Genomic DNA, 12,088 nt, shown 5'->3' with positions numbered 1-12,088 from the left:
ACGTGATCCCACGGGCCGCCGACCACCGGAATCGGTCAGTGGTGCACCGCTTCCGCCTCCTGCGGGACGTGGCTCGCCACGATCCGCTCGCGTCCGGCGACCGGGGCCCGGCGCCGGTCCACCGCGCAGGCCAGCGACGCCACGGCCAGGCCGAGGACGGCAAGCGCCACACCGGCCAGGGCCGGGGAGGTGACGCCGAAGCCCGCGGCCAGCGCGAGGCCGCCGATCCAGGCGCCGCCGGCGTTGGCCAGGTTGAAGGCGGCCTGGTTGGCCGAGGAGGCCAGGGACGGGGCCGAGGAGGCCTTCTCCATGACCATCAGCTGCAGCGGGGAGCCGGTGACGAAGGCCGCCATGCCGAGCAGGATCACGGCCACCGCGGCCGTGAGCTCCGTGCGCATCAGCAGCGGGAACAGCGCCAGCACCGCCACCAGCGCGGTCAGGCCGCTGAACAGCGTGCCGCGCAGCGAGTGGTCGGCCAGGCGGCCGCCCAGCAGGTTGCCGGCGGTCGCGCCGACGCCGAACAGCGCCAGCAGCAGGGTGACGCTGGCGTCGGCGTAGCCGGCGGCGTCCGTGAGCATCGGCGTGATGTAGCTGTAGGCCGCGAAGAGGGCGCCGAAGCCCGCGACGGTGGTGCCGAGCGACAGCCAGACCGGGAGGGAGCGCAGGGCGGCGAGTTCGCCGCGCAGGCCCTGGGCGGTGGTGTGCTCGTGGTCGTGCGGGATGAGGAACGCGAGCGCGGCGATCGCCGCCAGGCCGATGGCGCTGACGCCGAGGAAGGTCGCCCTCCAGCCGAGGTGCTGCCCCATCAGGGTCGCGACCGGCACGCCCGCGACGTTCGCGACCGTCAGGCCGAGGAACATCAGCGAGACCGAGCGCGCCTTGCGTTCGGGGGCGACCATGTTCGTCGCGACGACGGCGCCCACGCCGAAGAAGGCGCCGTGCGGCAGACCGCTCAGGAAGCGGGCGGCCAGCAGCCAGCCGTTGTCCGGCGCGAGGGCCGACAGGGCGTTGCCCACGACGAACAGTCCCATCAGGCCGATCAGCACCGTGCGCCGGGACATCCTGGCGGTGACCGCGGCCAGCAGCGGGGCGCCGATGACGACGCCCAGCGCGTACGCCGACACCAGGTGGCCGGCGCTGGGTATCGAGATGTTCAGGTCGTCCGCGACGTCGGGCAGCAGCCCCATCATCACGAACTCGGTCGTACCGATGCCGAAGGCGCCCACGGCGAGGGCGAGCAGGGCCAGGGGCATGAATGAGCCTTTCGAGACTTGCTTGGAGATCCGTACGCGTATGTTCAAGTACGGAACAAAGTCTCTCAGGCGCACTATTCCACGAGGTGACGCCTCGGCTGCGAATTTCTGTCGGAACTGCCCTGACCAGCGGTTTTCAGGAGCCGCTTGTGGTGACCCTCACACGGGCCGCGACCGGCAGATGGTCGCTTCCGGTCTCGGGGAGGGTCCACGAGCTCTCCGGCTGCAGACCCCGGACCATGATCTGGTCGATGCGCGCCATCGGGAACGACGCGGGCCAGCTGAAGCCGAAACCGCTGCCGGCCGCGCCCTGGGTCGAGCGCATCTGGGAGGTGACGGCGTTGAGCGCGCGGTCGTTCATCGTGCCGTTGAGGTCGCCGAGCAGGACGACGTTCTTCAGCGGCTCGTGGGCGATGGCCTCGCCCAGGTAGTCGGCGCTGCGGTCGCGCTGGCGGGCGGTGAAGCCGGCCTCCATCTTCACGCGCACGGACGGCAGATGGGCGACGTAGACCGCCAACTGCCCGGACGGGGCGGTCACGGTGGCGCGCATCGCGCGCGTCCAGCCCATGTCGAGGTCGACGTCCCGCACGCCGCTGAGCGGGTACTTGCTCCACACGCCGACCGTGCCCTGCACCGAGTGGTAACGGTACGTCGACGCCAGCGCCTTCTCGTACGTCGTGACCGCGGCCGGCGTCAGTTCCTCCAGGGCCAGCACGTCCGCGCCGGAGGCGGCCACGTCACGGGCGGTGCCGGACGGGTCCGGGTTGTCGGCGTTGACGTTGTGCGTGACCACCGTGAGGTCACCGCCGGTCGCGGTCTTGTCGCTGAGCTGGCCGCCGAAGAGGTTCAGCCAGACCACGGACGGCAGCACCACCACGATCAGCGCGGTCGCGGATTTGCGGACCAGGGCGAGGGCGAGCAGCACCGGGACGAGGAGCCCCAGCCAGGGCAGGAACGTCTCGATGAGGCTGCCCAGGTTGCCGATCGCGTTCGGGATGCGCGAGTGCAGCCCCATGACCAGGGTCAGCAGCACCGCGCAGGCGGTGACGAGCAGTCCGCGCCGCCAGATCCCGGGGTCGCCGCGCCAGGGGCCCGTCAGCCGGTCGAACAGGCGCCGAAGCCGGGTTCCCCGGTGCTCGGGCCCCGAGCCGCCGTTGTCCGTCTCCGTCATGTACGCCTGCTGGGCCATACCGTCGCCTCACTGCCTGCCGTGCACACCATCGCCCCCGTGTCTTACGACCCTAGGGGATGATCCGTTCCGTTCCCGCCGTCCTCCGACGGCCGTACGGGGGCGATGACGTTCGAGCCCCCGCGGTGAGTTCCGATCAGGCCCGCCGAAAGCGCCCTCTGTGACGAAACGCGCACACTGTCGCCGGCACTAGGAGCCGCCGGAGCCCGATCTGACGGACCGTGAGCTGCCCGGCCGCAGCCCTTCGAGCAGGGTGTCGACGACCTGCTCGGCGAGGTCGTCGGGGAGGTCGGCGTCGGGGCGCAGCACGGCGCGCACGAGCACCGGGCCGACGAACAGGTCGTTCAGCAGTTCGAGGTCCAGGTCCGTGCGCAGTTCGCCGTTCTCCCGGCCGCGGCGCAGGACCTCCAGGCCGAGCCGGCGGCGCGGGGCGACGACGGTGGCCTGGTACGCCGCCCAGAGCTTCGGACTGCTCTTCATCTGGGCCTGCACGCTGTGCAGGATCGCCGAGGAGCGGTTGGCCAGGCCGCGCCGGCGCACCTGCTCCAGCAGGACCACGAGGTCGTCGCGCATGGAGGTGCCGGGGAGCGGCGGGTCGGGGGGCTCCGCGGCGCGCACGACGTCGACGAAGAGCTCCTCCTTGCCGCTCCAGCGGCGGTAGATGGTGGCCTTGCCGACGCCGGCGGTGCGGGCGATGCGCTCGATGGACAGCTCCGCGAGGGGCACGCCCTCCTCCAGGAGCTTCATCACCCCCTCGATGATGGCGCGCTCGACGGCCTCGCTTCTGGGACGGCCCCTCCCGGGTCCGCCGTGCGGGGGGTGCCGTTCGGCGGGGCTCACGTCGCTGCGTCCTTTCCTGACGGGGTGGGAGACCGTTTCCGGCTGCGCGGAAGGTGAATTCTCCCGCGGGCCTACGCCTCCGTGCGCGACAACTCCTTCTCCCCCTCCTCCTGCTGGGGCGCCGGCGGCTTGCCCGGCAGGAACAGCGCCACGACGACCGCACCGATCAGGGCGATCCCCGCACCCCACAGCGCGGTGGTGTGCATCGCGTTCAGGAACGCGTCGTAGGCCGGGGTGATGAGGGACTCGCCTCGCGGGCCGAGCTTGTCCGCGACGCCGAGCGTGGCCTCGATGGACTCTCCGGCGGTGTGCCGCAGGGCCGGGGGCAGGACGCCGAGCTTGTCCTCGATGCCCGTGCGGTACGCCGTGGACAGCACCGAGCCGAGGACGGCGATGCCGAGGGCGCCGCCGACCTGCCGGAAGGTGTTGCTGAGCGCGGAGGCGGAGCCGGCCTTCTCGCGGGGCAGGGCCTGCATGATGACGACGCTGACCGGCGTCATGATGTGCGCCATGCCGGCGCCCATCAGGAAGAAGATCACTTCCAGGATCCAGATGGGCGTGTCCGCGTCCAGGGTGGCGAAGGCGGCCAGCATGGCGGCGATGACGACCATGCCGGCCGTGGTCGTGACCCGGTTGCCGAAGCGGTCGACCACCAGCCGGGCCCGCGGCGCGAAGATCAACTGGGCGGCGGCCAGCGGCAGCATCAGCAGACCGGTCTGCAACGGCGAGTAGCCGCGCACGCTCTGCGTGTAGAAGACGGAGAAGAAGGTCACGCCCATCAGCGCGAAGAAGACCAGCGCGATCGCGGAGACGGCGGCCGAGAAGACCTTGTCCCTGAAGTACGTGACGTCTATCGACGGGTGGTCGCTGCGCTTCTCGAACACGACGAAGGCGACGAGCACGGCGACACCGGCACCGATGGTCGCCAGCACCGTCGGGTCGGTGAAGTCGGCGAGCTGGCCGCCCTTGATGATGCCGTAGACGAGCAGCACCAGGCCGACGACGGACAGCACGACGCCGACGGGGTCGATCCGGCCCGGGTTCGGATCGCGCGAGTCGGGCACCAGCCAGAGCATCAGCGCGAGCGCGAGCAGCACGATCGGCACGTTGACGAGGAAGACCGAGCCCCACCAGAAGTGGTCGAGCAGTACGCCGCCGGTGATCGGCCCGATGGCGACGGCGAGGCCGACGCCGCCCGCCCAGATGCCGATGGCCTTGGGCTGCTCCTCACGCTCGAAGACGTTCATGAGGACGGCGAGGGTGGCGGGCATGACGAACGCGGCACCCAGGCCCATCACGGCCCGGAAGGTGATCAGCTCGCCCGGCGAGCCGGAGAACGCGGCGAGCGCGGATCCGAGGCCGAACACGGCGAGGCCACCGATCAGCACCTTCTTGCGGCCCAGTCGGTCGCCGAGCAGCCCGGCGGTGAACAGCAGACCGGCGAAGACGAGGGTGTAGGCGTTGATCGCCCACTCCAGCTCGCTCTGGGTGGCGCCCAGCCCGGTGGGGGCCGGGGTGGAGATCGTCTTGATGGCGACGTTCAGGATCGAGTTGTCGAGCACGACGATCAGCAGGCTGAGCATCAGCACCCCGAGGATCGCCCAGCGGCGCCGGTGCACCGCTTCCGGTACGCGCGGGCCGGTGGGGGCGGCCGGGTCGGCAGGAGGAGTCATGGGTCCGAGCCTAGAGCTGTTTCAATACGAGACCGTCTCGTATTGGAATTCTCTTACCGGGATCTTACGCGGCTTTCGCTTCCGGCTCCGGGGGCGAAACGCACGGGGACGTCCCTCCGGGGCGGAACTCACAGGCGCTCCCCTAGCCCTCGATGGCACGAGGTGCCACCATGGACGTGGTCCGGGGACGCCGTCAGGGCGCCTCGAGATGACGTGTTAGGAGCCGTGCAATGACGCAGCTTCCGGCTGCCCAGACTGCTCAGCCGAAGCCCTCCGACGGCGGCAAGGCGCTGTACGGGGGCAAGGGCACCCGCCGTATCACCGTGCGGGACATCGCCGCCGCCAAGGAGCGCGGCGAGAAGTGGCCGATGCTCACCGCGTACGACGCGATGACCGCGTCCGTCTTCGACGAGGCCGGCATCCCGGTGATGCTCGTCGGCGACTCGGCGGGCAACTGCCACCTCGGGTACGAGACGACCGTGCCCGTCACCCTCGACGAGATGACGATGCTGTCGGCGGCGGTCGTACGGGGCACCTCCCGTGCCCTGATCGTCGGCGACCTGCCCTTCGGCTCCTACCAGGAGGGTCCGGTGCAGGCGCTGCGCTCGGCGACCCGGCTGGTGAAGGAGGCCGGCGTGCAGGCGGTGAAGCTGGAGGGGGGCGAGCGGTCGCACGAACAGATCCGGCTGCTCGTCGAGTCCGGCATCCCGGTCATGGCGCACATCGGCCTGACGCCCCAGTCGGTCAACGCGATGGGCTACCGCGTGCAGGGGCGGGGCGAGGAGGCGGCCCAGCAGTTGCTGCGGGACGCGAAGGCCGTGCAGGACGCGGGCGCGTTCGCGGTGGTGCTGGAGCTGGTCCCCGCGGAGCTCGCCGCCGAGGTGACGCGGGTGCTGCACATCCCGACCGTCGGGATCGGGGCGGGCCCCGAGACCGACGCGCAGGTGCTGGTGTGGACCGACATGCTGGGCCTGACCGGCGGGCGCGTGCCGAAGTTCGTGAAGCAGTACGCCAACCTGCGTGAGGTGATGGGCGACGCGGTGAAGGCGTTCGCCGACGAGGTCGTCGGCGGAACGTTCCCGCAGGAGGAGAACTCCGTCCACTGAGAGCCACAGCGGCACCACGGACAGCCCGTCGGCCTTCCCCCAGCCGACGGGCTGTTCCCTCTTTGCGCCTAAACCGGCGCCGCTCTCGCGGACGTGGTTGCTCGCCGCCGTGGTTCCTCAATCGATGGTTGCGGTGTCCGTCGTCAAGGTGTCGGCGGCCTGTCGGTGGTTTGTCGGTGGACGCTGAGACCGTCTGTCTCATGACGCGAATCGACACACGAACCCGCGGCGCCGCTGTGACCGTGCGGGGGCTGGTGAAGCACTACGGGGAGACCAAGGCTCTGGACGGGGTCGACCTGGAGGTGCGGGAGGGCACCGTGATGGGGGTGCTCGGGCCGAACGGAGCCGGGAAGACCACCCTCGTGCGGATCCTGTCCACGCTGCTGGCGCCCGACTCGGGCCAGGCCACGGTGGCCGGGTACGACGTCGTACGGCAGCCGCGGCAGCTGCGGCGGGTGATAGGCCTCACCGGGCAGTACGCCTCCGTCGACGAGAAGCTCCCCGGGTGGGAGAACCTGTACATGATCGGCCGGCTGCTCGACCTGCCCCGCAAGGAGGCACGCGCGCGTGCCGACGCACTGCTGGAGCGGTTCTCGCTGACCGAGGCCGCCAAGCGGCCCGCCGGCACCTACTCCGGCGGTATGCGGCGGCGGCTCGACCTGGCCGCCTCGATGATCGGGCGGCCCTCCGTCCTCTTCCTCGACGAACCGACCACCGGGCTCGACCCGCGCACCCGCAACGAGGTGTGGGACGAGGTCAAGGCCATGGTCGGCGACGGTGTGACCGTGCTGCTGACCACGCAGTACATGGAGGAGGCCGAGCAGCTCGCCTCCGAGCTGACGGTCGTGGACAAGGGCAAGGTCGTCGCGGGCGGGGGCATCGAGGAGCTCAAGGCCAAGGTCGGCGGGCGGACCCTGCGGATCAGGCCGGCCGACGCCCTGCACCTGCGGCCGCTCGCCGGGTACCTGGACGAGCTCGGCATCACCGGGCTCGCGACCACCACCGTGGACGGCGCCTCCGGCACCCTCCTGGTCCCGATCCTCAGCGACGAGCAGCTGACCGCCGTCGTGGGCGCCGTCGCCTCCCGCGGCATCACGCTCGCCGCCGTCACCACCGAACTGCCCAGCCTGGACGAGGTGTTCCTGTCCCTCACCGGCCACCGTGCCAGTGCCCCGCAGGACGCCACGCCCGCCGAGGACCGCGAGGAGGTCGCCGTATGAGTTCCCACCCGTCGCCCACCACCGCCCCGAACGAGGCGCTTCGCGCCGCCCCTTCGACCCCCCTTCCCACCCCCGCGACGAAGGACGACGCCCGCATCTCGCTGCGCGGGCACGTACGGCACACCAGCGCCCTCGTCCGCCGCAACCTGCTGTGGATCCGCCAGGACCCGGAGTCGATGGCCGACGCGCTGCTGATGCCGGTCATCTTCACCCTGCTGTTCGTGTTCGTCTTCGGCGGCTCGATCGGGCAGGCGCTGGGCGGCGGGCAGGACCGGTACGTGCAGTACGTGATCCCCGGCATGATCGCGATGATGAGCATGACGCTGTCCCAGGGCGTCGGCACCGGCTTCAGCCAGGACTTCAACTCCGGTGTCATGGACCGCTTCCGGTCCCTGCCCATCGGGCGCGGCTCGGTGCTGTTCGCGAAGATCTCGGTGGAACTGCTGCGGATGCTGTTCGCGACAGCGGTCCTCATGATCGTCTCCGTGGCGGTCGGCTTCGACATCACCAACTGGCCCGGACTGTTCGCGGCCGTCGCGCTGTCCACCGCGTTCGCCTCGTCGATCATGTGGGTGTTCCTCACCCTTGGCGTGATCATGAAGAGTGCGCAGTCCGTGCAGGCGATGGGCTTCCTGGTGCTGTTCCCGCTCCAGTTCGGCTCGTCGATCTTCGCGCCGACCACGTCCATGCCGGGCTGGCTCCAGGCCTTCACCGACTACAACCCGCTGTCCACGCTCGCGGACGCCGCGCGCGGTCTGATGGTGGGCGGGCCGGTCGCACACGATCTGTGGGTGACGCTCGGCTGGTCGGTGGCGATCACGGCCGTGATGGCACCCGTCGCGATCCACAAGTTCCGGACCAAGAGCTGACGCGGTCCGGTCCGCGTCAGAGCAGGGCGGCGGCCTCCTCGGTGGACAGGCCGCCGCCCTCGGCGTACGCGGTCTCGTACGCCTGGTCGCCGAGCACCGCCCGGGCGTGCCGCTCCGCCTGCTCACGGGTCTCGTGCTCATGCAACTGGGCCACGTGGGCGGGCGGAAGCTGGGCGTCGAAGGCGCCCAGGCAACGGGCCGCGTCCACGGCGCGCCGCCCGCCGTCGTGGGCGGCCAGTGCCCAGGCGCCGATGACCAGGTAGCCCGAGCGCATATGGGGCGCGATGGCCTCGGACAGCGGGTCCGTGGCCCGCTCGATCCCCTTGCGGATCCGCTCCAGGCACTCCTCGAAGCGTCCCTCGGCGGCGTCCAGCCACGCCTCGGTCCCGAGGATGAACGCGTCGAAGACGATGAAGTGGGCGATACGGAAGTCCTGGCGAAGCCGCCGCAGTTGCTCGCGGGCCTCGGTGACACGGCCCGTCATGCCGAGCCAGCCGGCGAGGAACAGGCGTGCGGCGGGCATGGCCTCGCTGTGCGACTCCTCGTGCTGGGCGATCACCTCGCGCAGCAGCCGCTCGCCGCGTTCGCCCTCGCCGGCCTCCAGCAGGGCACTGCCGAGCCGGGCGGTGAGGACGGCTGCCTGGGCGCGGGCGCCGAGGTGCTCGGCGTGACCGATGGCCGCCTCGTAGTCCGCGGCGCCCAGGGCGTAGCCGCCCCGGCGTTCGTGGGCCTCGGCGCGGGCGGAGAGGGCCTCGGCGGTGCCCCAGGCGTCGCCGAGGCGCCGGTAGATCTCCAGCGACTCGTCGGCGTCACGGGCGGCGTCGCCCGCCCAGTCGGTGCGGTTGGCGAGGAAGTTGGCCCGCATCTGGAGGCCTGCGGCCAGCTCCCAGTCGAAGTCCGGGGCCTGCCGGCAGGTCTGGATGGAGGCGTCGATGATGACGCGCAGCCGGTCCATGTCGCCGGTCAGCATCACGGCGAAGAACCAGAGCAGGCCGGGGAGCCGGCAGTTCTGCGGCAGACCGGGCTCGTAGGTCCGGGCGATGGCGCGCAGCTTCTGCTGGGAGCGCGGGTTCTGCCAGGCGTCCAGCTCGGTGTCCATGCAGGCGAGATGGGCGAGGTGGATACCGCGCCGGGCCTCCGCGAGGACCTCGCCGGTCATCGGGGGCGGGGCGTCGGTGCAGCGCTCCCACACCGCGGTGGCCGGGCGGACGGGCTCGGCGAAGGGGTCGGGGCCGAGCGCCATGACCTCGCGGCACCAGTTGCGCGCCTCGATGCGCAGATCGCGCATCTGCCAGTACCAGACGAGGGACAGCGCCAGGCACAGCGCCTCCTGCTCGTCGCGCAGGGCTACGGCGTGGCGCAGCGCGGTGCGCAGGTTCTCGTACTCCCGCTCCAGCCGGTGGATCGCGGCGAGCTGGCCGGGGCCGCGCAGCAACGGGTCCGTGACGCGGGCGAGTTCACGGAAGTACGTCAGGTGGGCGCGCTCGGCGTCGGCGCGCCGGCCGGACTCGTCCAGCCGTTCGGCGGCGTACTCGGCGACGGTCTCCAGGAGCCGGTAGCGCATCTCCCCGTCGGCCGAGCCGGCGGGCGGGGCGGCCACGACCAGGGAGCGGTCGACGAGGGAGCCGAGTGCCTCCAGGGCGGCCGGTCCGCACACCGCCTCGGCGGCGGGCAGGTCGCAGCCGCCGGCGAACACCGACAGCCGCCGCAGGACGTCGCGTTCGTCCTCGTCGAGCAGCTCCCAGGACCAGTCGACGACGGCTCTCAGGGTCTGCTGGCGGGGCAGGACGGTGCGGCTTCCCGAGGTGAGGAGGCGGAAGCGGTCGTCGAGCCGGTCGGCGATCTGGCGGGGGGTGAGCATCCGCAGCCGGGCGGCGGCGAGTTCGATGGCCAGCGGCAGGCCGTCGAGGCGCCGGCAGATCTCGGCGCACGCCCCGGGATCGTCCTCGATCCGGAAGCCGGGCCGGGCCGCCGCGCCCCGCTCGGCGAGCAGCCGCAGCGCGACCGGCTCGGGCAGCGGCTCCACCGGGCGGAGCAACTCCCCCGGTACGCCGAGGGGTTCACGGCTGGTGGCCAGGACGGTGAGGTCGGGGCAGCGCGCCAGCAGCTCCTCGGTGAGGCGGGCGGCGGCGTCGGCGACGTGCTCGCAGTTGTCGAGGATCAGCAGCATGCGGGGCCGGGAGCAGTGCTCGGCGAGCCGCTCGACGGGGTCGTCGAGTCGGTCGGCGACGGCGGCGCGGATGCCCTCGGCGCCGGCGCCGTACAGCACGGTCTCCCGGGCTCCGACGGCGGTGAGCACAGCCTCGGGGACGGCGTCGGGGTCGTCGACCGGGGCGAGTTCGGCCAGCCACACGCCGCCGGGCATGGCCTCGCGCACGGACTCGGCGGCCTCCTGCGACAGGCGGGTCTTCCCGGCACCGCCGGGTCCGAGCAGGGTGACCAGCCGGGCCGCCGCGAGATCCCCGCGGATGGTCTCGATGTCGGTTTCCCTGCCGATGAAGGAGGTGAGGCGGGCGCGGAGGTTGCCGACGGACGCGCCCGGCCCCTGGGGGGCGGGCACGGGGACGGGAACGCCCCCGAGGCTCAACAACTCGGCGTGCAGGGACCGCAGTTCCGGCCCCGGGTCGGTGCCGAGACGGTCGGCGAGGAGGCGCCGGACGTCCTCGTAGGCGTCCAGTGCCTCGGCCGCACGGCCGGCGTCCCGCAGGGCGCGCAGACGCAGGGTCTGGAGGGGCTCGTCCAGGGGGTGGCCGTCGCACAGGGCGGTCAGTTCCGGCAGGGACTGCCCGGCCCGGCCGAGGGCGAGGGCGGCGGTGTGGCGGGCGCGCAGCACGTCCAGGCGGCGGGTGTCCCGGCGGGCCGCCTCGGCGGTGCGGTCGGGCAGGTCGGCGAGGGCGGGGCCGCGCCACAGGGCGAGAGCGTCGTCGAGGACCACGGCCGCCTTGGCGGGGTCGCCGTCGGCCAGCGCGCGCAGTCCCTCGCCGGCCAGCCGCTCGAACCGGTGCAGGTCGACGTCGTCGGGGGCGGCCGCGAGCCGGTACCCGCCCTCGACGGAGGCGATCGCGTCAGCGCCGAGCGCCCGCCGCAACCGCCCGACCAGCGCCTGCAGCGCGCCGGGCGCGTCGGCGGGCGGCTGCCCGCCCCACACCTCGTCGACGAGCAGTCCCGCGGGCACGGTCCGTCCGGCCCGCAGCGCGAGCACGGTCAGCAGCGCGCGCAGCCGCGCCCCACCGACCGAAACGACCGTCCCGTCGGTGCGGAGTGCCTGTGTGGTGCCGAGGATGCGGTAGTGCACGGGCTCATTGTCTCCGGTGTACAGGGCGGGTCACGACGGTTGACTGCGCGGCGGGTTGGTCAGGGGCGGGTGCGGGGGACATCAGGGTCATCGGCGGCGCGGGCCGGTCAGGGGGGCATCGGGGTCATCGGCGGCGCGGGCAGGGGCGGGGCCGTTCACGGACCGGCACCGGGCGCCGCAGTCACGGCGGCCGGTCACGGCAGACCCCTCGGACCGGCGTGAGAGCCCCGGAGCCGCCACGGCCACGCCGGACACGGCAGGACCCTTCACGGACCACCGCGAGGCGCCGCGGCAGCCGGACACCGCAGGACCCTTCACGGACCACCGCGGGGCGCGGAGCCACAACGGCCGGACACGGCAGGACCCTTCACGAACCGGCACAAGACACCGAAGCCCCCAGCCACGCCGGACACGGCAGAGCCCTCGGACCGATGCGCGGGGCGCCAAAGCCACCGTCACACCGGACACGGCAGAGCCGCTCACCCACCCACACGGGACGCCCAAGCCACAACGGCCCGGCGTGGCAGGACCCTTCACGAACCGGCACAAGACACCGAAGCCCCCAGCCACGCCGGACACGGCAGAGCCCTCGGACCGATGCGCGGGGCGCCAAAGCCACCGTCACACCGGACACGGCAGAGCC

General features: G+C 72.4%; 8 protein-coding genes. 3 read left to right on the top strand and 5 right to left on the bottom strand.

Annotation, left to right across the window (positions count from 1 at the left end; translation table 11 throughout):
• Positions 1-35 precede the first annotated feature (35 nt).
• The 4 genes from ABZ281_RS17180 to ABZ281_RS17165 all read right to left on the bottom strand — a co-directional run bounded on the left by ABZ281_RS17180 (position 36) and on the right by ABZ281_RS17165 (position 4,955).
• Positions 36-1,253, bottom strand: coding sequence for an MFS transporter (locus ABZ281_RS17180; RefSeq protein ID WP_356656296.1), 1,218 nt, complete (start codon positions 1,251-1,253; stop codon positions 36-38).
• A gap of 136 nt (positions 1,254-1,389) precedes the next feature.
• Positions 1,390-2,442 carry an endonuclease/exonuclease/phosphatase family protein gene (locus ABZ281_RS17175; RefSeq protein ID WP_356656294.1) on the bottom strand — a complete coding sequence of 351 codons (1,053 nt, stop codon included), beginning with the start codon at positions 2,440-2,442 and terminating at the stop codon, positions 1,390-1,392.
• 189 nt (positions 2,443-2,631) lie between these two features.
• Positions 2,632-3,282 (bottom strand): TetR/AcrR family transcriptional regulator, encoded by a 651-nt coding sequence (locus tag ABZ281_RS17170; RefSeq protein WP_356656292.1) that lies wholly within the window; start codon positions 3,280-3,282, stop codon positions 2,632-2,634.
• Positions 3,283-3,353: 71 nt separating this feature from the next.
• The gene (locus ABZ281_RS17165; RefSeq protein ID WP_356656290.1) at positions 3,354-4,955 is read right to left on the bottom strand and encodes an MFS transporter; all 1,602 of its coding nucleotides are present in this window, start codon (positions 4,953-4,955) and stop codon (positions 3,354-3,356) included.
• Positions 4,956-5,185: 230 nt separating this feature from the next.
• Between ABZ281_RS17165 and panB the strand changes: the two genes are divergently transcribed.
• The 3 genes from panB (at position 5,186) to ABZ281_RS17150 (ending at position 8,150) form a co-directional block, all read left to right on the top strand.
• A complete protein-coding gene (panB, locus tag ABZ281_RS17160; protein ID WP_356656288.1) occupies positions 5,186-6,061 on the top strand; it encodes a 3-methyl-2-oxobutanoate hydroxymethyltransferase in 876 nt (291 codons plus the stop codon).
• A gap of 200 nt (positions 6,062-6,261) precedes the next feature.
• The gene (locus ABZ281_RS17155; RefSeq protein ID WP_356656286.1) at positions 6,262-7,281 is read left to right on the top strand and encodes an ATP-binding cassette domain-containing protein; all 1,020 of its coding nucleotides are present in this window, start codon (positions 6,262-6,264) and stop codon (positions 7,279-7,281) included.
• Entirely contained in the window at positions 7,278-8,150 is an 873-nt protein-coding gene (locus tag ABZ281_RS17150; RefSeq protein ID WP_356656284.1) for an ABC transporter permease, read from the top strand. Before ABZ281_RS17155 ends, ABZ281_RS17150 begins: the two co-directional genes overlap by 4 nt.
• A gap of 16 nt (positions 8,151-8,166) precedes the next feature.
• On the opposite strand, the gene ABZ281_RS17145 is transcribed toward ABZ281_RS17150, so the two are convergent.
• Positions 8,167-11,445 (bottom strand): BTAD domain-containing putative transcriptional regulator, encoded by a 3,279-nt coding sequence (locus ABZ281_RS17145; RefSeq protein ID WP_356656282.1) that lies wholly within the window; start codon positions 11,443-11,445, stop codon positions 8,167-8,169.
• Positions 11,446-12,088: the final 643 nt, after the last annotated feature.

The sequence above is a fragment of the Streptomyces sp. NPDC006265 genome, from assembly GCF_040613555.1.
Taxonomy (GTDB): Bacteria; Actinomycetota; Actinomycetes; order Streptomycetales; family Streptomycetaceae; genus Streptomyces.
This window is presented reverse-complemented; position numbering and strand designations above follow the sequence as displayed.

Bases quoted from the DNA above. Each gene is read 5' to 3' on its own strand.
- ABZ281_RS17150 (WP_356656284.1), top strand. From the start codon at position 7,278: ATGAGTTCCCACCCGTCGCCCACCACCGCCCCGAACGAGGCGCTTCGC.
- ABZ281_RS17175 (WP_356656294.1), bottom strand. From the start codon at position 2,442: ATGGCCCAGCAGGCGTACATGACGGAGACGGACAACGGCGGCTCGGGG.
- ABZ281_RS17165 (WP_356656290.1), bottom strand. From the start codon at position 4,955: ATGACTCCTCCTGCCGACCCGGCCGCCCCCACCGGCCCGCGCGTACCG.
- ABZ281_RS17180 (WP_356656296.1), bottom strand. From the start codon at position 1,253: ATGCCCCTGGCCCTGCTCGCCCTCGCCGTGGGCGCCTTCGGCATCGGT.
- ABZ281_RS17155 (WP_356656286.1), top strand. From the start codon at position 6,262: ATGACGCGAATCGACACACGAACCCGCGGCGCCGCTGTGACCGTGCGG.
- panB (WP_356656288.1), top strand. From the start codon at position 5,186: ATGACGCAGCTTCCGGCTGCCCAGACTGCTCAGCCGAAGCCCTCCGAC.